The organism is Nocardiopsis deserti (genome assembly GCF_008638355.1).
Classification (GTDB): Bacteria; Actinomycetota; Actinomycetes; order Streptosporangiales; family Streptosporangiaceae; genus Nocardiopsis; species Nocardiopsis alborubida.
Map to the genome: position 1 here is coordinate 153,516 of NZ_ML703349.1, position 18,262 is coordinate 171,777.

The 18,262-nt window shown below is 74.1% G+C and carries 22 protein-coding genes; 2 read left to right on the top strand and 20 right to left on the bottom strand.

Annotation, left to right across the window (positions count from 1 at the left end):
- Positions 1 to 12 precede the first annotated feature (12 nt).
- From FYW99_RS32185 to FYW99_RS05895, 20 genes are all read right to left on the bottom strand, one after another.
- Positions 13 to 327, bottom strand: a complete 315-nt coding sequence (locus FYW99_RS32185) for a hypothetical protein (protein ID WP_223838774.1) — start codon at positions 325 to 327, stop codon at positions 13 to 15.
- A 609-nt stretch (positions 328 to 936) separates the two neighbouring features.
- Entirely contained in the window at positions 937 to 1,785 is an 849-nt protein-coding gene (locus tag FYW99_RS05805) for a polyphosphate polymerase domain-containing protein (RefSeq protein ID WP_150250934.1), read from the bottom strand.
- Positions 1,786 to 1,835: 50 nt separating this feature from the next.
- Entirely contained in the window at positions 1,836 to 2,453 is a 618-nt protein-coding gene (locus FYW99_RS05810; protein ID WP_150250935.1) for a DUF4956 domain-containing protein, read from the bottom strand.
- 303 nt (positions 2,454 to 2,756) lie between these two features.
- Entirely contained in the window at positions 2,757 to 3,416 is a 660-nt protein-coding gene (locus tag FYW99_RS05815) for a response regulator transcription factor (protein WP_017562850.1), read from the bottom strand.
- Positions 3,413 to 5,011, bottom strand: a complete 1,599-nt coding sequence (locus tag FYW99_RS05820; protein WP_150250936.1) for a sensor histidine kinase — start codon at positions 5,009 to 5,011, stop codon at positions 3,413 to 3,415. The genes FYW99_RS05815 and FYW99_RS05820 overlap by 4 nt, the downstream gene beginning before the upstream one ends.
- Positions 5,001 to 5,390, bottom strand: coding sequence for a hypothetical protein (locus FYW99_RS05825; RefSeq protein ID WP_150250937.1), 390 nt, complete (start codon positions 5,388 to 5,390; stop codon positions 5,001 to 5,003). Before FYW99_RS05825 ends, FYW99_RS05820 begins: the two co-directional genes overlap by 11 nt.
- Before the next feature lie 117 nt (positions 5,391 to 5,507).
- Positions 5,508 to 6,953, bottom strand: a complete 1,446-nt coding sequence (locus FYW99_RS05830; protein ID WP_150250938.1) for a PepSY-associated TM helix domain-containing protein — start codon at positions 6,951 to 6,953, stop codon at positions 5,508 to 5,510.
- A 107-nt stretch (positions 6,954 to 7,060) separates the two neighbouring features.
- Positions 7,061 to 7,648 (bottom strand): hypothetical protein, encoded by a 588-nt coding sequence (locus tag FYW99_RS05835; RefSeq protein ID WP_150250939.1) that lies wholly within the window; start codon positions 7,646 to 7,648, stop codon positions 7,061 to 7,063.
- A gap of 582 nt (positions 7,649 to 8,230) precedes the next feature.
- Positions 8,231 to 8,437, bottom strand: coding sequence for a hypothetical protein (locus tag FYW99_RS05840; RefSeq protein ID WP_263364045.1), 207 nt, complete (start codon positions 8,435 to 8,437; stop codon positions 8,231 to 8,233).
- Positions 8,438 to 8,590: 153 nt separating this feature from the next.
- The gene (locus FYW99_RS05845; RefSeq protein ID WP_150250940.1) at positions 8,591 to 9,499 is read right to left on the bottom strand and encodes a DMT family transporter; all 909 of its coding nucleotides are present in this window, start codon (positions 9,497 to 9,499) and stop codon (positions 8,591 to 8,593) included.
- 116 nt (positions 9,500 to 9,615) lie between these two features.
- Positions 9,616 to 10,119 carry a hypothetical protein gene (locus FYW99_RS05850; RefSeq protein ID WP_150250941.1) on the bottom strand — a complete coding sequence of 168 codons (504 nt, stop codon included), beginning with the start codon at positions 10,117 to 10,119 and terminating at the stop codon, positions 9,616 to 9,618.
- Between the two features lie 168 nt (positions 10,120 to 10,287).
- Positions 10,288 to 11,292, bottom strand: coding sequence for an ABC transporter ATP-binding protein (locus FYW99_RS05855; protein ID WP_150250942.1), 1,005 nt, complete (start codon positions 11,290 to 11,292; stop codon positions 10,288 to 10,290).
- A gap of 2 nt (positions 11,293 to 11,294) precedes the next feature.
- Positions 11,295 to 12,131 (bottom strand): ABC transporter permease, encoded by an 837-nt coding sequence (locus FYW99_RS05860; protein WP_150250943.1) that lies wholly within the window; start codon positions 12,129 to 12,131, stop codon positions 11,295 to 11,297.
- Entirely contained in the window at positions 12,124 to 12,924 is an 801-nt protein-coding gene (locus tag FYW99_RS05865) for an ABC transporter permease (RefSeq protein ID WP_150250944.1), read from the bottom strand. The genes FYW99_RS05860 and FYW99_RS05865 overlap by 8 nt, the downstream gene beginning before the upstream one ends.
- Positions 12,925 to 13,416: 492 nt before the next feature.
- On the bottom strand, positions 13,417 to 14,313 hold the full coding sequence (locus tag FYW99_RS05870) for a hypothetical protein (protein ID WP_150251192.1): 897 nt from the start codon (positions 14,311 to 14,313) through the stop codon (positions 13,417 to 13,419).
- A 2-nt stretch (positions 14,314 to 14,315) separates the two neighbouring features.
- Positions 14,316 to 14,954: a DUF6286 domain-containing protein gene (locus FYW99_RS05875; RefSeq protein WP_150250945.1), complete on the bottom strand. Its 639-nt coding sequence runs from the start codon at positions 14,952 to 14,954 to the stop codon at positions 14,316 to 14,318.
- 19 nt (positions 14,955 to 14,973) lie between these two features.
- Entirely contained in the window at positions 14,974 to 15,468 is a 495-nt protein-coding gene (locus tag FYW99_RS05880; RefSeq protein WP_150250946.1) for an Asp23/Gls24 family envelope stress response protein, read from the bottom strand.
- On the bottom strand, positions 15,465 to 15,650 hold the full coding sequence (locus tag FYW99_RS05885) for a hypothetical protein (protein WP_150250947.1): 186 nt from the start codon (positions 15,648 to 15,650) through the stop codon (positions 15,465 to 15,467). The genes FYW99_RS05880 and FYW99_RS05885 overlap by 4 nt, the downstream gene beginning before the upstream one ends.
- A 54-nt stretch (positions 15,651 to 15,704) precedes the next feature.
- A complete protein-coding gene (locus tag FYW99_RS05890) occupies positions 15,705 to 16,211 on the bottom strand; it encodes an Asp23/Gls24 family envelope stress response protein (protein WP_150250948.1) in 507 nt (168 codons plus the stop codon).
- 172 nt (positions 16,212 to 16,383) lie between these two features.
- On the bottom strand, positions 16,384 to 16,575 hold the full coding sequence (locus tag FYW99_RS05895; protein WP_150250949.1) for a hypothetical protein: 192 nt from the start codon (positions 16,573 to 16,575) through the stop codon (positions 16,384 to 16,386).
- A gap of 208 nt (positions 16,576 to 16,783) precedes the next feature.
- Here FYW99_RS05895 and FYW99_RS05900 point away from each other — a divergent pair, with 208 nt between their 5' ends.
- Positions 16,784 to 17,332: an RNA polymerase sigma factor gene (locus FYW99_RS05900; RefSeq protein ID WP_150250950.1), complete on the top strand. Its 549-nt coding sequence runs from the start codon at positions 16,784 to 16,786 to the stop codon at positions 17,330 to 17,332.
- The gene (locus tag FYW99_RS05905; RefSeq protein ID WP_150250951.1) at positions 17,323 to 17,880 is read left to right on the top strand and encodes an anti-sigma factor; all 558 of its coding nucleotides are present in this window, start codon (positions 17,323 to 17,325) and stop codon (positions 17,878 to 17,880) included. Before FYW99_RS05900 ends, FYW99_RS05905 begins: the two co-directional genes overlap by 10 nt.
- The last annotated feature ends 382 nt before the right edge of the window (positions 17,881 to 18,262 follow it).

Here is an 18,262-nt window from a genome sequence, read left to right on the forward strand (position 1 = left end):
GAGGGGAAGAGGTCACGCGGGCGTGGCCTGGCGCTGCTGGCCGAGCCACGTGTGCGTCAGCCCGCGGAGCTCCTCCCGCACGGGGGACCTGGTGGTCCTGACCACCCCGAAGTGGAGGGCGGGTGCGCCGAGCAGGTCGCCGCCGGGGTCGTTCCGCCACTGCTGGCGCAGGGCTGCGGCGCGTTCGAGGGCGAGGGCGAACGCGCGCCGGACCTCCTCCGTCTCGGAGGCGAGTTCGGGGACCCGGGGCGCGGGAACGCGGGGTGCCGAGGCGCGGGGCGCGGGGTGCCGAGTCGCGCTGTGCCGGGATGCGCGGCGCCGAGGCACGGGGCGTGGAGGCGCGCAGGCGCTCGTGAGCGGCGAAGTAGGGCCTGACCAGGGCGATGTCCTCGGCCGGAACGGTCTCGCGGGGAGGTGCCAGACGGGGAGGCGGAGGCGGGGACGTAACGGCGGACGCGGGAGGAGCGTCGTCGGCGGCGAACGGCCACCGTGGAGTGGCGTCCGCAGGGGGCGGAGAGGAAGGCGATCAGCGGGCCGAGGGCACGGCTGAGAAGGGCAGCGCTAAACTGGCGCATGCTGGCAAGTTCCTTGTGTCTAAAGAGGTGGATGTTGCTGGCCGCGGCCCCGAACGGCTTTTAACCGTTGCGGGGTCATCGTGTGGGTTCAGTTGTGTGGTCGCAGCCAGATTAGGGCACGCCTGTTCGGGCGGAGCATGTTTCCCACGAAGCAGGCGAAAAAACTTCTTTCTTATGCTGTAATGCCAGCTCAACAGGCATGAAAAAGGGGCCAGCGCTAACTGCTGGCCCTACCCAGAAAATCCCTCATGCCGGAATTGAAAGTGTTCGCGCATAAGGTCCGGCGCCCAGTCCACTCCCGTGGCGGGGCCGGGGCCGTTTCCCGTGCGGGCGGGCTCCGGGGCCCCGGTCGTCGGCCCCGTCAGGGAACGGGCGCGGTCCCCACCCGCGCCCGCTCCAGGGTGCACGGCGCCGGATGGTCCAGGCACGCGCCCATCGCCCGGTGCCACCGGTTGCCCCGCAGCCGGGGCTCCAGCGCGGCCACCGTCGCCCCGTACTTGGTGAACCGCGCCTCCCGGACCCCGTACTCGTGCAGCCTGCGCTCGGTCGCGGTGAGCCCGCCGCGCGTCTTGATCTCCAGCAGCACCGCCTCCGGGCGCATCCGCACCGACCAGCCCGCCCGGTAGCCGACCAGGCCGGTGTCCACCGTCACCCGCTCCTCACCCGAGAAGGCCACCACCGTCGTGCGCCGGTAGTCGGTCACCGCGCTGGCCGCCAGCACGTCCGGCGCCTCGATGCCGTACGAGAGCAGGGTGTCGTCCAGGAACCGCCGGGCCTCGGGGGTCATCCGGTCCGGCGGCCCCGTGTAGGCGATCCGCGTCTTGTCGGTGATCCCGCGCGCGCCCTTGAGCTTGATCTCGAACATGCGCGTCCCCGTGTCCACGTACGTGCGTGTCCGGGCCTTGAAGCGCACCCGCCGCCCCTGACGGTGGTCGTGGAAGGTCCGCAGGTCGGGAGTGTCGAAGTAGGTGGACGAGTACCGGAAGTCCCGCTGCCCGTCGATGGTCAGCACCCCGAACCGGTCCCCGGCGCCCGCGAACAGCGGTTCCAGCAGCTCGGCGGGCACCAGGTACTTGCGGCAGGTCCGGGTCACCAGGGCGGCGCGCTGGTTGATCTCGGCGAGCGACATCGGGCGCAGCGCCGCCAGGACCGGGGAGGGGACGTCCGCCGGGGCGGGCGTCCCCGCGGGCCTGAGGGCGTCCAGGGTCATGGGTGTCTCCACGGTGACGGGGGCTTCCACAGGGGCGAGGACGGAGAGGCTCACCGGCGTCCCGTCCGTCCCGTCATCGAGGCGAGGCCCTGCCCGAACCCCCGACCGGGGCCCGGAACCGACGCGATCCGGGGCGCCTGGAACCGCACGTCCACGATCATCAGGTCGCGCACGTAGTCGACCTCGGTGACCTCGATCTTCGTGACCCGTCCGCGCAGCCGCGCCTCCAGGTCCTGGCGCAGTGCCACGGGGTCCTCGTGCACCACGTCCAGGGTCAGGATGCGGCGCTCGTGCCGCGAGAGCAGGCGCGGGTGGTCGGCGGCGTACATGCCGGTGAGCAGCAGGGCGTTGAGGCCCAGCAGCACCCAGGGCATCGGGGCCGCCACCGCGTTGACCAGGCCCAGGGCGATCGCCGTGAAGTAGTAGCCGATCTCGCCCTGGCTGATGAGGTCCGACCGCAGGCGCAGGATCGACAGCACGCCGAACAGACCGAAGCCGACCGCCAGACCGACCTCCTGGTTGGTCAGCATGGACACCACGGCGAAGATGCCGGTGTTGAGGGCCACGTAGGCCAGCAGCAGGTCGCGCCGACCGTGGCGGCGGAAGTAGATGGCGTAGGACAGGACGATGATCGCGGTCGTGTTGACCGCCAGTGCGAACCAGAACATGTGTTCATCCTCTGGACGGGCGGTGAGGATCCCATGAGGAGTGGATGAGGGAACCCTCATGTTCGTCACGCGCCGGTCATCCGAGGCGCGGACGAGGGGGCGGAGGTGTCACCGACACCTCCGCCCCCTCGTCACCGGAACGTCGCCCGCCGCACACCGGAGCTCTCCCGTCCCGGAGCACCCCGGCCATCCAGAGCCGCCCGGGTCACGTAGGCCGCCCGGGACACACGGATCACCCAGGGCGTGGGGCCGACTGGGCAGCCCGGGTCACACAGGCCACCGGAGCCTCCCGGAACGCCCGTCTCACCCGGTCAACCGGTATCCCATCCCGCGCACGGTCACGATCCGCTCCGCGCCCACCTTGCGGCGCAGCGCCCGCACGAACACGTCCACCACGTTCGACCCGGGGTCGTAGTCGTAACCCCACACGTGCGACAGCATCTGCTGCCGGGTGAGCACCTGGCCCGGGTGCCGCATCAGCAGCTCCAGCAGGGAGAACTCGCGCGCGGTCAGGTCCACGGACGTCTCCTCCACCGCCACCCGCCGCGTGCGCAGGTCCAGGGCCAGACCGCCCGCCCGCAGCACCGTCAGCTCGGTGGGGCGCTCGTTGCGCATCCGCAGCCGCACCCGCGCCAGCAGTTCCTCGAACCGGAACGGTTTGGTGACGTAGTCGTCGGCCCCGATCTCCAGGCCGGTCACCGTGTCCCGCACGCCGTCGCGCGCGGTCAGGATGACCACGGGGATGTCCACGCCCAGCGAGCGCACGCGCCGCAGCACGTCGAACCCGTCGGTGTCCGGCAGGCCCAGGTCCAGCAGCATCAGGTCGAAGCCGCCGGTCACCGCGTAGTCCACGGCCTCCGCCCCCGTGCCCACCACGGTGGTGGTGAACCCGCTGGCGTCCAGGCCCTTGCGGACGAACGAGGCGATCCGCTCCTCGTCCTCGACGATGAGGATGCGACTCACACGAACCTCTTTCCGGTGGGGATGACGAGGGTGAACGTCGAGCCGACGCCCGGCGCGGAGCGCAGGTCCACCCGTCCGTGATGGGCCTCGGCGATGGCGCGGACGATGGCCAGGCCGAGACCGGCGCCCCGGTCCCCCCTGGCCGCCCCGCTGCCCCGCGAGAAGCGCTCGAAGATCCGGCCGTGCTCCTCGGCGGGGATGCCGGGCCCCTGGTCGGCGACCCAGAACAGCACGTCGTCGCCGCTGAACCCCGAGCCCACGCGCAGCGTGGACCCCGGAGCGGTGTGCCGCACCGCGTTGGCGGCCAACTGCACCACGGCCTGGGTGACGCGCTGCGGGTCGAGCCGGGCGACCCCCTCGGCCAGCGATTCCAGGCGCCAGTCGCGGTCGCCGAGCCTGCGCACCTTGGCGTCGATGTCGCTGGTCAGCTCGGCCAGGGACACCTCCTCCTCGCGCAGGAAGTCGGGCTGCTGGGCCTTGGCGAGCAGCAGCAGGTCCTCCACGATCCGGCTCATCCGGTCCAGTTCGTCGGTGACCAGGCGCAGGACCTCGCGCCGCTCCTCGGGGTCGTCGCCCATCAGCTCCAGGTGGCCGCGCACGATGGTGATGGGCGTGCGCAGCTCGTGCCCGGCGTCGTCCACGAACTGCCGCTGGGCGGTGAAGGCGCCCTCCAAACGGTCCAGCATGCTGTTGAACTGCTCGGCGAGCGCGGCGATGTCGTCCCGCCCGGACACGTCGATGCGCCGGGTCAGGTCCTCCTCGGTGATGTGCGCGGCGGCCTGTCGGACCAGGCGCACGGGCGCGAGGAAGCGGCCCGCCACCCACCAGGCCGCGGTGCTCGCGGCGATGAGCCCGGCCAGGCTGACCAGCGCGATCGTCTGCGTGGTGGAGGTGACCGTGTCGTCGTCGGCCTCGGTGAAGTAGCCGATGACGAACCACCCCTCGCCCGCGGCGTCGCCGTCCGGAGGCAGGGCGCGGGCCTTCTCCCACCGCATGGGGCCCGCCGGGGTGTCCAGGGTTCCGCGTGCCCCGGGCGCCTCCAGGATCTCCGCGACCATCGCGGGTTCCGCGGACACGTCGAAGGGCGGCTCCTGGCCCTGGCGGATGCGTCCGTCCTGGGCCGCGGCGTCCGGGGCCGCGCCCGCGCCCCCTGCGGAGCCCGATCCCTCCACCCAGCCGAACAGGATCTCGGCCTGATCGGGGTACTGGCGCTCCAGGTGGACCCGGAAGAGGGTGGGCAGGTCGGCGAAGGGCTCGCCCGTGTTGGGATCCACTCCCTCGGCGGCGAACTCCTGGAACTCGCCGGTCTCCTGGGACAGCGCGCGGTCGACGCGCTCGTCGTTGCGCGCGGTGAGCGCGCTCCAGGTGAGGATGTTGACCAGGACGAGGACGGCGGCCATCAGCAGGACGACCCAGGCCATGATGAGGAGTCTGGCGGGGATGCGCCGCTTCTGCGGCACCTCCGGCTGGGGTCCCACCATGACCATGGTGGAGTCCATGTCGGCGTGCGCGGACGCGCCCCAGGCGCCCCTGCCGACCACGCCGCCGAGGTCCTCGGTCGGGGCGTCCCCGTCGAAACGACCCTCAGTCGTCATCGTCGCCGCCCTCGTCGTCGCTGTCGTCGTCGCAGTCGTCGTCATCATCATCGCCGCCGCCGTCACCGCAGGTGAGGTCGGGGGTCTGGCTCGGTGTTCCGGAGGGGGTCGGCGAGGGCTCCGGCGGCGTCCCGGTGTGGTCGGGGTCCTCCTCGTCCCGGGTCCCGTCGCCGTCGTGGTCGGTGATCGGCGGCGGGGGAGCGACGACGTCCTCGTCGGAGGGAGGGGCGGGGATGGCGCCGGGGGACTCCCCGACCACCACCTCGATCGGGGCGGCGGCGTCCGGGGTGCGCTCGGGCATCGCCCACACCAGGACCGCCCCCGCGGCCAGGAAGGCCGCGACGGTGCCCGCTAACAGCAACAACAGTGGTGATCTCATACTCGCCGAGCATTCCGGGCGCGGAGGAATACGAGATGAAACGAACATGAGGAATTCTTCATCCACGCCCGTCGGGGCCGGACGCCGGCCCGAGCGCGTCCGGCCCCGACGGCGCTGTCACGGGCTCGGGGCGGTCTCCGGGCGCGTGCGCCCGCGCCGCAGGCCCAGGAGCGCGTCCACCACGAGGAAGGCCAGCAGGGAGACCCCGAACACCGGCAGGAACAGGCCGACGCCCACCGCCGCCGCGGCGACCAGGGCCAGGCACCACCACGGCAGCCCCCGCCAGGTCCCGCGCGGGGCGAGCGGCCGTCCCACGGAGAACGCGGTGTCCCGGGTCGGGCGGCGCAGCCACCACATCCGGTAGCCCCAGAACACGAGGAGGAGCGCGGACAGGGCCACCGCCGTCAGCAGGAGCTGGTTCGGCAGGCCGAACAGCAGGCCCATGTGGAAGGCGATACCCCACGTCGACATCTTGGCCATGAGGGGGTGGTCCTCGAACCGCAGCTCCTCGACCACCTCGCCGCTCATCGCGTCGACGGCCGCCGCGTCCTGGTGCACGGGCCAGCTCCGCCCGGTTCCCTGGACGGTGAAGGGCGCGCCCTCCTCCGCGGGCACCGAGATCTCCATCGGCCCGTCGATCCCCACGGCGTGCACCGACTCCAGGACCGTGTCCAGGTCCACGCCCTGCCCGGCCGAGCCGTGGTCCGCGTGTTCACCGTGTTCGCTGTGGTCCCCGTGGCCCTCGTGCTCCGACGGGGCGGGCGCCGACAGCGCCGGAGTGGTCCAGCCGAGGGCCACCCGCATGTCGGTCACGTTGGCCCCGGCGAACCGGGACCAGGTCAGCCCGGTGGCGGACAGCACCAGCAGACCGACCACGGCCCAGATCCCGACCGACCCGTGCCAGGACATGGTCCGGTTGCGCCCCTTCGCGGAGGGCTCGGGCAGCAGGGTGCGACGCAGGCGGCGGGCCTTGCGCCGACGCGCGGTCCACAGCACGACCCCGCCCAGCGCGACCGCCCACAGCCAGCTCGCGGCGAGTTCGCTGTAGAGGCGGCCGAACTCACCCAGGTGCAGGTGGCGGTGGAGTTCGGACAGCCACGACCGTACGGGCAGCGCGCCGCTGCTGCCGTAGCTGGTCGTGTCGCCGAGGAGTTCGCCGCTGTAGGGATCGACGAAGACGGCGAGCCGGTAGCTCTCGGGGAGGCCCTCCACGTCCAGGAGGACGCGGGTGCTCTCGTCGGGGTCCGTGCCCGGGCGCACGGCGCTCAGCGTTCCCTCGGGATGGGCCGCGACCGCGGTGTCCACCTGTTCCTGGAGGGGAAGCGCGCTGTCGCCGGGGGTGACGCGGAGCTGGTCGGCGTAGAGCACCTGCTCCAGCTGCGGCGCGTACGCGTACAGCAGTCCGGTGAGGGCGGCCACGGCGATGAAGGGCGCGACGAGGATCCCGGCGTAGAAGTGCAGGCGTAGGAGGAGCTGGCGCAGGGCCGCCCAGACGGGGGAGCGGCGGTTCGGAGGGGGAGGTGACTCGGGGGAGCCGAGCCGGTCGGGGGCATGGGACGTCACGGGGGCGACCTTCCTGGGTCTGGTTCGGGGCTGCCCGGGGGGTGCGGGCATGCGTGGGACACCGACGTGTCGGTGGGGCCGGGTGCTGGCGGCACCGGCGGGGTGGCTCAGAACGGGAAGGTCGCGGGTGGTCCGCGCAGGATCCGGACGTGCCGCAGGAGCAGGAGGGCGGCGCGGTGCCGAAGCGGTGTCCGTCCGCGGAGCCGTGCGGGTCCGCGGCGCGCGGGAGCGGCGGGGGCCGAGACGAGGACCAGCAGGCGGTGGAAGAGGGAGCGCACGAGGTCGACGAGGGCGAGGACCGCCCGCTCTCCCTGGCGCAGCCACCACGCGCACACCACCCCGGCGGCGGTGTGGGCGAGGAGCATGCCCGGCCCGACCCCGGACCCGTCCAGTGCCCCGGACCCGGCCGCGTGGGAGGCCGCGCCGTGCGACACGGAGCCGTCCGGCGACGCGACCGCGAACAGCAGGTGCAGGGCCGCCTGTCCCCACAGCGTCGTCGCGACGAGGGGCCCGAGGCGCTGCTCGGAGCGGAAGAGCCCGTGGGCGACGGCGAGGACGAGGACGAACCCCGCCGCGAGGCCGAGCGGCGACACCGCGTGTCCGGAGGCCAGGACGTGTCCGGTGGAGGACACGCCCGTGCACACCGCGGCGAACACCGTGGCGCGCGGCAGTCGGAGCGGGACCGTACCGGCCATGGCGGACAGTATTCCGCACTTTCCCGGGGGTGCCCATCCCCCTTTTGGGAGCGTTCCCACGACCGTGCGCGCACGCGTGGTCGCGCTTTCCGTGGGCGCCTGGACCGAGCGTGCCGCGCACATGTGGCCGCGGTTTCTGTGAACGACCGGACCAGCCGTGCCGCGCATGCGTGCCCGTGGTGTCCGAGGGCTCCCGGGGTCCGCACCGCGCACGCGTGGTCGCGGTGCCCGCTCTCCGGGCTGTCCGGCCGGTGGCGGCAGGCGCCCGACGCTGTGGTCAGCGGCCACGAGGTCGTCACGTGGCCGGTGAGGACCGCGGCCCTCCGCCGGACCGGCGCGGTCGCTGGGCGGGGCACCCCGGCAAGCACCGCTCCGGTCGGCCCGGGGGCGCCCCGGAGAGCGCCCGGAGGGGCACGGCCGAACGCGTTTTCGGGTGACGAAACAACGCAACGAAACGGGGACCGGCGACACAACGGGTTTCGTCACCACGGGGGCCAACGGAAACCTGACCATGGGTGAGCCCTGACCGCCAACGCAATGGCCGCGCCCGCCCCCGTCGCGGTCGGGCGCGGCCGTCACGGGTCAGGCGGAGCCGAGCGCCTCGGCCGGGTGCTGCGCCGCCGCGCGCAGCGCGGACACCAGGCCCGCCGCCGCGACCATGGCCGCGATCCCGGTGGCGATGCCCAGCGCGGACAGCACCACCCGCGTGGGACGGGCCCGCAGGCCACTCGCCCCGGTCCGCAGCCGGTCGGCGGCGGACAGCCTGGCCGCTCGATCGCCTCCGCCCACGGCGCGCGGGCCACGGCCCGCGCACGCCCGGACGGAGGACTGGTGGTGACCGTCGGGTTCCCGGCCGGGGGGAGCTGAGCGCGGTCCGGCTCGGCACCCGTGCAGCCCCCGTACGGGCGGCGACACGTGTCCGCTGACCGATCAGCTGACCGATCAGCGCTCCCCGGACACGCTCCCCGACTCCTGCGGCCTCTCCGCCTCCGGCGCGGAGGCCGGGCCCTGTGGAACGGTGAGCAGCCGGATCCCGTACGCCGCCAGCAGGGCGCACACCACCGCGACCGCGCCGCCGATCCACCCGCCCGCGTAGGTCTCGCCCATGAAGGCCACGCCCACCACGGTGGCGGAGACGGGGTTGGTGAAGGTGGTGATCCCCAGCGGTGCGCCCAGCTCCATGCCCTGGTAGGCGGCCTGGGCCAGGAACAGCCCGAGCACCGCGATCACGGGCGTGGCCAGCGAGGACGCGTGCAGCAGCCCGGTCGCGCCGGTCTCCCCGATGACCGCCACCGCCGTCTTGACCGTGGCCGAGGAGACCCCGAAGGCCACGCCCGCCGCGCCCGCGAGCAGGTAGCTGCGCCAGGCCGCCGAGCGGACCCGCCCCGCCGCCCACGCGGTCGCCAGCAGGAGCGCGGTCGTACCGCCGCCGACCACCACCGAGCCGGTGTCGTCGAGGACACCGCCCTGACCGCCGGTCACCGTCACCGCCAGCAGCACGCCCAGCGCCACCGAGGTGAACGCTGCGCCCCTCCACTCCTCGCGGGTGACCCTCCGCCCGCCCAGCCGCGCCGACCAGGGGATGCCGAACACCAGCACCAGCACGCCCAGCGGCTGCACCACGGTCAGCGGCGCGTTGCTCACCGCCGCCACCTGGAAGCCGGCCCGGCCCCCGTTGAACAGCAGGGAGAGCCACCACAGCGGGTGCCGCAGCAGGGCCGCGAGCTGTCCACCGCCGGTGAGCGGCTCGGCCACCCGTACCGCCAACCTGCGCTGGGCCACCGCGGCGGCCGTGTAGGCCGCACACGAGAGCACCGCGAACGCGATCCCCAACACCACGCCTGATTCCATGACAGCGATGATCCCGCCGCCCCCGGCCCGGTTCGCCGCCGGGGCCGGAAAACCGCGGTCGGCGCGCGCCTTCCGTCCGCTCGGGGGACGGGCGCACCCGTCCCCGGTCCTGTCCCCTACGCCGACGCGCTTTCCGGTCGTCCGGAGGCCCTGGCGAAGAAGCGGTTCGAGGAGGGGGCGAACGTCAGCACGACGGCCGTCGCCACCGACGCGATGTGCGCGGTCCGCAGCGCAAGGTACAGCGGCCCGTGCGACGCGTGGCCCATCGCGTCGAGGACCCCGTCGCCCTCCAGCACGGCCAGCGCCACGGGCGCGATCAGCGTTCCCAGGCCGCCCACCACGCCGAGCCCGACGACCAGGGCCGCCCGCGCCCACCGGTGGCCCCGCGCGAACCACACCACCACCAGGGCCGCCGACGTGTAGACCGCCAGGCGCAGCGCGAGCCCCGGCCACGGGACGCCCTCACCCGCCGCGACCATGCCCGCCAGCGCCACCGCGCTCTCGGCGACACCGCAGGCCACCGCCGTCGCCCATGCCGCGGCCGCCCAACGCACCGGGCCGGGAACCGTCTCGCGCACCGAGTCGGGAACCGTCTCGGGCGCGATCTCAGGGTTTCTCATGCCCTCCAGGATTCTCCGGAACGGGACCGGCCTCCAGGGTGTCCGTTCCCCTCCGGGGGTGGTGCGCGCGCCACCCGCCGTCGGCGCGGAAGGGTTCACCACCCGCCCCTTCGCCGTGATCTTGTACTTGTAGCGAGGTTCGAGCGCCGACATCGGCTAAGACGCAGTTCAGAGCCCTTTCGTTTCTTCTGGGTTCCGCGCCCCCCGGTACAGCGCGGCCACCACGCCCTCGATGTCGGGTTCGCGCAGGGTCAGGTCGACCACCTCGTGCCGCTGGGCGACGCGGGAGATCACCGCCGCCGGGTTCTCCGACAGCTCCAGCCACTGGCGCGGGCCGTCCACGCGCACGCACCGGCCGCCCTCCACCTCGATGGCCGGTGCGGGCTCGGCCAGGTCCACGACCAGAACACGCGGTGAGGGCACGCTCGCGCGCAGTCCGTCCAGGCCTCCGTCGTAGGCCAGGCTGCCCCGGTCGATGACCACCACCCGCTCGCACAGGCGCTCCACGTCTCCCAGGTCGTGCGTGGTCAGCAGGATGGTCGTGCCCTCCTCGGCGTTGAGTCGCAGCAGGAACTCGCGGATGCTCGACTTGCTGACCACGTCCAGACCGATGGTCGGCTCGTCCAACACCAGCAGCCGGGGGCCGTGCAGCAGCGCCGCGGTGAGGTCGCCGCGCATGCGCTGGCCCAGGCTGAGCTGGCGCACCGGGGTGGTCAGGAACGGCCCCAGTTCCAGGAGTTCGGTCAGCTCGGCCAGACGGCGGGCGTGGTCGACGGCCGGGACCCGGTACATGTGCCGGGTCAGCTCCAGGCTGTCCCGCAGCGGCAGGTCCCACCACAGGGTGGTGCGCTGGCCGAACACCACGCCGATCCGGCCCGCCAGCCTCGTGCGCTGGCGGGAGGGCTCCAGGCCGGACACCCGCAGGTGTCCGGAGGTGGGGGTGAGGATGCCGGTGAGCATCTTCATGGTGCTGCTCTTCCCGGCGCCGTTGGGGCCCAGGTAACCGACGATCTCGCCGGGCCGCACGGTGAGGTTCACGTCGCGCACGGCGCTGACGGTGCGCCGCCTGCGCCGCAGGAACGGTCCCTCGGACAGGACGAAGTCGCGGCCCAGGCCGACGGCCTCAATGATCGGCTCGGCGGCGGACGCGCCGGTCTCACGGACGGAGGTCATGCTCAGCTCCCGGAGGATCGGTAGTGACGCAGCCCGAGGCGCCAGCAGGCGGCGGCGACCAGGCACAGGACGGCGGCGACGAGGGGTGTGGCGTGGCGCAGGGCGTCCGGCAGCCCCGTCGGGTCGGGGCGGTCGAGCAGGTACAGGACGGGCTGCCAGGTGACGAAGGCGAGCGGCAGCACGAAGGTCACCGCCCGCACGAGGTCGCGGCCGTAGATGGCCAGCGGGAACTCGGTGAGGGCCTGCCCGCCGTAGGTGATCGCGTTGGCGGCCTGGCGGGCGTCGGCGACGAAGAACTGCAGACACGCCCCGATGACCCAGACCGCGCAGCAGATCGCGGTCCCCGACACCAGCAGCACCGGCAGCATCAGCACCCTGCCGGGGGTCCAGTCGATGTCGCACGCGGCCAGGGCGACGGCGACCACGACCGAGCCCGGGACGATCCGGCCCAGGCGGCGCGGCGCGAACCGGTCGGTCGCCATCTGCACCAGCGGCGGCACCGGGCGCACCAGCATCACGTCGAGTGTTCCGGCGCGGATGTGCTGCCCCAGCCGCTCGACGTTGCCCAGGAGCATGTCGGCGCAGGCGAAGGCGGTCGCGGCCAACCCGGCGATGAGCAGCCCCTCGGCGAGGTCGAACCCCGCCAGCCGCCCGGCGTGGCCGAACACGACGAGGACGGCGCCGATCTCGGCGAACACGCCCAGCGAGGTCGCCAGGGTCATCAGCACCAGCGAGGTCGGGTACTGGGCCAGGGCCCGGCACCAGGTCCAGGCCAGCAGCAGGTAGGCGCGCAGCGGCCAGGCCACGGACTCGCGGGCGCGGGAGAGCAGGTCAGCCACCCTGGACCACCACCCTGCGGGTCGCGCGGGCGGTGGTCCACGCGCCCAGGCCGAACAGGGCGGCGGCCCACCACGCCTGGAGGGCCAGCCCGCCGAGCACGGTGCCGCCCGGCAGGGTGTCCTTGCCGAGCATGATCTCGGCGGGGATCTGGACCATCGACGCCCACGGCAGCAGCCGCAGGGTGTCGGCCAGCGCCGGGGGGAACAGGGTGAGCGGCAGCAGCATCCCGGCGGCCACCGGGCCGAGCAGCGCGGCCACCGCCCAGATCCCGCTGGAGTCCAGGAGCCAGAACCCGGCCAGTTCGTACAGGTAGCGCAGTCCGAACGAGACCAGTGTGGCCAGCACGGCGGACAGCAGGACGGCGGCCCAGCGGACCGGGTCGCCGGGCAGGTCCAGGTCGAACAGCAGTATTCCCACGGTGAACGTGGGCACCCCGCGGAAGACCAGGTTGAACGTGGCCCGGCCGAGGTCCTCGGCCAGCCACCAGCCCTGGAGGGAGACCGGCCGCATCAGGTCGGTGCCCACGGCGCCCGAGCGCACCCGCTCGCCCAGTTCCAGGGGCGGACCCAAGATGGCGACCATGCCGATCAGGCCCTGGCTGACGAACACCTGGGTGACGGCGTCCCCGGCGTCGTAGCCGTTGATCTCGGGGCGCGCCGCGAACAGGGCGAGCATGACGGTGGCGTTGATCGTGCCGAAGACGGAGTTGGTGAAGATCCCGGCGATCGTGGCCGCGCGGTAGGTGGAATAGCGGTGCAGCCCTCGGGCGTACACCGCGAAGTAGACGCGCACGGGCGTGGACTCCTGGTGTGTCGAGACGTGCAGGTGGTGAACTACCGGTCTCGACACCGGGGGCCGGGGAGACACGGGGGTCCGGCACGTCCCTGTCGCACGGGGGCTCAGGTCCGGGTCGCCGCGAGTGGCGAAGATAGCACACACGGAACCGCCGCCGGTCCGGATCACGGCGGAGGCGGGGCGTGCGGAACCCGGGTGTGATGACGGGGGCGGGGTCACGCCGGTGTCTCCCCTTGTACCGGCGGACCGCGCCGCCCCCGTCTCCCGCCCGGTCCCGCCCCCTCCCCTCGGCGGGGGCGCACGGACCAGGCGGGGTCTTCGCTCCCGTATCCCCTCGGTGGGGTGTGCGGGACAGGTGAGGTGTCTGCTCCTGCTTTCCTTCAAAGGGGTGCGCGAGGCAGGTGGGGTGCCTGCTTCCGTTTCCCCCTGGCGGGGTGTGCGGCTCAGGTGAGCTGTCTGCTTCCGCTTCCCCTGGGTGGGGCGCACGGGTCAGGTGAGGTCTCTGCCCCCGCTGCGCCCCGAGACCGACATGCGCACGACGGTGGGCAGCCGCTCCAGTTCCAGGGACTCGCGCAGGGAGCCGACTCCCTCGTCCCGGCAGGTGCGCCACACGTCCACGGGATCGGCGTCCTCGGTCAGCACCAGGTCGAGCCACAGGCGCGGCTCCCGCGCGGACCCGGTGAACCTCGCCCTGCCGCGCACCACGCGCGGGTGCGCGCTGAGCTGGGTGGCCAGGGCGCTCCCGGCGGCGGACGGCGACACCTCGGTCCGCCCCGCCGCCGTGTCCGTGCCCACGAGCAGCCTGCGCGGGCGGTACGCGCGGCCCTGGACCAGCAGCCAGCGCACCGCCAGCACCGTGAGCACCAGCGCGACCGCCGCCGCGGCGTGTGGGGTCCAGGGCCAGGCCAGGGCCCGTGCCACCGGTTCGAGGCCGGTCAGCGGGGCGGCGGCGGGGCCGTCGCCGAACAGGCCGCCGCCGACGGCGAGCCCGGCCGCGCCGCCGACCAGGAGTACCAGGCCCGTGAGGAACAGCCCGAGCCGGTTGCCCCGAGCCGTCCTCCTGCTGCGGCGGTGGGGGAAGCCACGGATCGTGGACCGGGTCGGTGCGCTCCCGTGGACCGGGCTGGCGTGTGTCGCGCCGGTGCCGGTGCCGGTGCCGCTCGCGTCCGAGACGGTCGTGTCCGCGTTGGTCGCGCCTGGGGCGGTCCCGCCGGTACCACTCCCGCCGGTGTTGTCCTCGGCGGTGCCGCTCGCGTCCGCGTGGGCCGCGCCCCCGCCGGTCGTGCCGGTGCCGCCTGCGTCCACCGGGGCAGCGTTGCCCGCGTCCGCGTCGCTCGGACCGGTGCCGACTGGGTCCGGTTCCGGTCCGGGCCGCTGTCCGTCCATGCTCACGCCTCCTCCCGTACCCGGACGCGGACCCTCGGAGCGCGGACCGGGACGAGCTCCTCCAACCTCCGGCGCACGGCCGCGTCCACGTCCCGCCTCAGCCAGTGGGCGCCGCGTATGTGCGTGCGTGCCCGCACCCGCACCGTGCGGCGGCCCACCCGCACCCGCGCGCCGCGGATACCGTCCACTCCGCGCGCCGAGACGGCGAGGAGGTCGCGCAGCGCCCGCCGGGACAGGCCCACGGCCATGTCGCGGTCGTCGGTGCGCAGGACCAGGTGGCCGCCGTACCCGGGCAGCGACGCCGCGATCAGCAGCGTCAGGCCCAGGGCGGCGGCGACCGCGGAGGCCAGCATGGTCTCGGGCGCCTCCCACGGGGTCGTGGCGGCGTGGGCGGCCATGCCGTCCACCGCGGGGAACGGCGCGGGCCGGCCGACCAGGCTCGCGGTGACCACGGCGAGCACCAGTCCGGAGACCACCGCCACCGAGGCGGCGACCACGACGGCGGGCAGCACCCGCCGGGGCCGGAAGACCCTCACCGCGGTCCGCCGGGCACTCCGGTCCCCGTGCTGACTCCCGGGCGGGAGGACGCCCGGGGCGGCGGACGCCTCTCGGGTCCGCGCCTCTTCCTGGAGGGAAGTCATGTCCGCTTCCTTCGATGGCTCAGCGCACCCGCGGCGCGGGTACGAGTTCGACGATCTCGATGTCGGTGCTGTGGACGGTCAGCCCGGTGAGGCCCTCCACCGTGGCGGCCACGTGCGCGCGGACCTCCTCGGCGGTGCGGGCGAGCGGGGAGGGGTAGGCGACGGCGATCTCCAGGCGCAGTCCCACGCGGGAACCGCCCCGGCGCACCTCGGCGCGGGCCGTCCGGCCCTCGCCCGCCAGCCCGCCCAGCCGGTCCCCCAGGGGACGGGTGGACCGGTGCTCGGTGGCGGCCGCGCACGCCAGGCGACGGACCGCCCGGTCGGACACGACCGTGGTGCCGCGCTCCTCGGGCGGCACCCGGGGCGCGCGCCGGTCCGGCTCGGCGCCGGACAGCGCACGCCCCCCGGGTGTTCCGGCGGTGGCCTCCACGGCCGTCCCGGTTCCCACGGCCTCTGCGGCGTCCTCGCCGGGGGCCGGTCCGCGGCTCCCCGGGAAGGACTCGGCGGCGCTCACCGGCGACCGCCGCGCCCACGGCGCGTGAACAGCTCCGCGAGGTCGGCCTCGCCCTCGTAGGCCCTCCCCGCCAGGAACCCCGCGGCCCCCAGGAGCAGGACCAGGAGGAAGGCCCCGAAGCCGCCGAAGGCGGCGGCGAGGCCGAGGACCGCCCCGAAGGCGAGTCCGACGATCGACCACATGGGCCCTCAACTCCCTCACGTCGTGTCTGCCGGTGTGCCGCTGCCGCTCCGCCGTCACCTGACCCTCGGCTCGGCGGCGGTGGAGCGGCCCTCCTCCTCGTCCGGCAGGTGGATGTCGTCCACGGTCACGTTGACCTCCGTGACCTCCAGACCGGTCATCCGCTCCACGCCGGAGATGACGTTGCGCCGCACGACGGCCGCCAGGTCGGGGATCGAGACGCCGTACTCGACGACGAGGTTGATGTCCACCGCGGCCTGGCGCTCGCCGACCTCCACGGCCACGCCACGCGCCGCGGTGCTGGTGGAGGTGGAGCCGGGGATGCGCTCGCGGACGGCGTCGAAGGCGCGTCCGGCCCCGCCGCCCATGTGGTGGACGCCGCGGACCTCCCGGGCGGCCATACCGGCGATCTTGGCGACCACGTGGTCGGCGATCGAGGTGCGCCCGGTGTCGGTGTTCAGCTCGTGGGAGTGCTGGGCGCGCACGGGGACGGTGCTCGCGCCGCCCGCCCCGCGCAGCTCGGCGGGGGCGAGTTCACTGCTCTGGGCGCTCTTCGCGGCCATGGTCGGATCTCCTTGCGTTGTCGGTTCTCGGTTCGGGGCGAAAGCGTGCGGACCGCCGCGGGCGGGCCCGTCCGCCGGTCCTTCGGGTGGGGCCGCCGGTGCCGCTCTGAGCTGGACTGTCGGTCTTCCTCAGGCGGCGCCGTCGAGTCCTCCTCCGGCGGTGTCGCGGCATCTACCGCCGGTGGCGCCGGGAGGAGGCCGTGAAGCGGGCCGCCGCGTCGACGACCACGCCCCGGCTGTCGGCCCGGGCGTGCTCCGGCACGGCGTCGGGGGCGCGGGCCGGGGGCGGGCTCCCCGCCAGGGCGGACGCCTCGGCGGCGCGTCTGGCGGCCGTCCTCCTGAGGCTGAACCTGATCTCTCCCATGGCGGTGCTCCTCGCTCGCTCGGCGCCGCCCGTCGTGGCGCCGTCACAGGGAAGGACACGGGGGAGGGCCGTCGGCTCACGGTCATCATCCTGTGACCTGAGTCACTACCAGTGTGGGGGAGGCGCGGGCGCGGGGCTTCCGTGTTCGGGCGGAAACCTGGGGTAGTTTCTCTGTGCCCGTGTACGGGGAGGGGTGGCCGCGGCGACGATGCACAGGGAAACCGCACTTCCGGAGAGCGTGCTCGTGGAGCGCGCCCAGGACGGGGACGACAGGGCGTTCGAGGACCTCGTCCGTCGGCACCAGGACGCCGTCTACCGGATCGCCCTGCGTGTGCTGCGCGATCCCGCCGACGCGCGGGACGCGGCCCAGGAGGCGCTGGTCACCGCGTGGCGCAGGCTTCCCGAGCTCGCCGACCCGCAGAGCTTCCCCGCCTGGCTCAACCGCATCGTGGGGCGGCGCGCCCTGAACATGCTGCGGGCCCGCGGGCCGGTGGAACCGGTGGAGGACGACGAGCGGCTGGAGGCCCGGGAACCCGGGCCGGTGGGGGAGACGCTGGCGGGCGACCTGCGCGAGGCGCTGCTCGAAGCCCTGTCGGGGCTGCCGCCCCCGCAGCGGATCTGCTGGGTTCTGCGCGAAATGGAAGGATTGGGCTATGAAGAGATAGCGGAGATCGTCGACACGACCCCGACCGCTGTGCGTGGACGTATTCACCGCGCGCGTACCCATCTCGTGGAGGCGCTTGAGCCATGGCGGTAGACCCGTCCGACGACCACGACCGACTGCCCTGCGGAACCTCGGTGGACGCACTCCTGAGGGACCTGCTGTCCGGCCGGCTCACCGAGCACGAGTCCGCCTGCGAGCACTGCCGGGCGGAGGCGAGCGAGCTGCGCCCGCTCGTCGACGCGGTGCGCCGGGACGGCGAGGAGGAGGTCACCGCCCCTCCCGGGCTGCTCACGGACGTCATGCGCGTGGTGCGTGCGGAGCGCCGCTCCGAGGGGACGATCGTCCTGAGCGGTTCCGGTCCCGGCGGCACCGAGGTCAGGGAGTCGGCCGTGGCGGCCATGCTCCGGACCTCCGTCGAGTCCGTCCCGGGGGTCGTGGTCGGCCGCTGCCGCGTCGAGCAGACCCGCGAGGGCCTCTCCGTCCGGGCCACGGCGCGGGTCGCCGTCGGCTTCCCCATCCCGGACGCCGCCGACGCCGCCCGGCGCGCCATGCGCTCCCTGGCCGAACAGCGGCTGGGCCTGCCCGTCGCCCGCCTGGACATCGATGTCGTCGACCTGGACGACCCGGCCCGGGGCAGGTGAGGGCGGAGCCGTCGGCGCCTCCGTCCACCGGCCCTCGTCCACCGGCCCTGTCCGGCCGTGCGCGCGGACGTCAGTGTGGCCGTTCGGCCGGCCGATCGGCTGATCCGGACGGGCCGCCGCCCTGCCAGCCTGGAGTTCCCGGAACACCGGGAACCCGGCTCAGGGAAGAGAAGAGACGATGGACGCCACCGCCGGGCCGCGGCCCGAGCCCGCGCGCCGGTACCCGCCCTGTGCGCCGGAACCCTGACTGCGGAGCCCGGAACCCGGAGCCGGGCCCGCGCTCTGGCGCCCGGGGCAGCCCGCTCGCGCACGGTCCGGCCCGCTGGTGCCCGTTGCGTGCGGCCGACGCCCGGGTCAGCAGTGACCGCCGCGCCTACTCCTC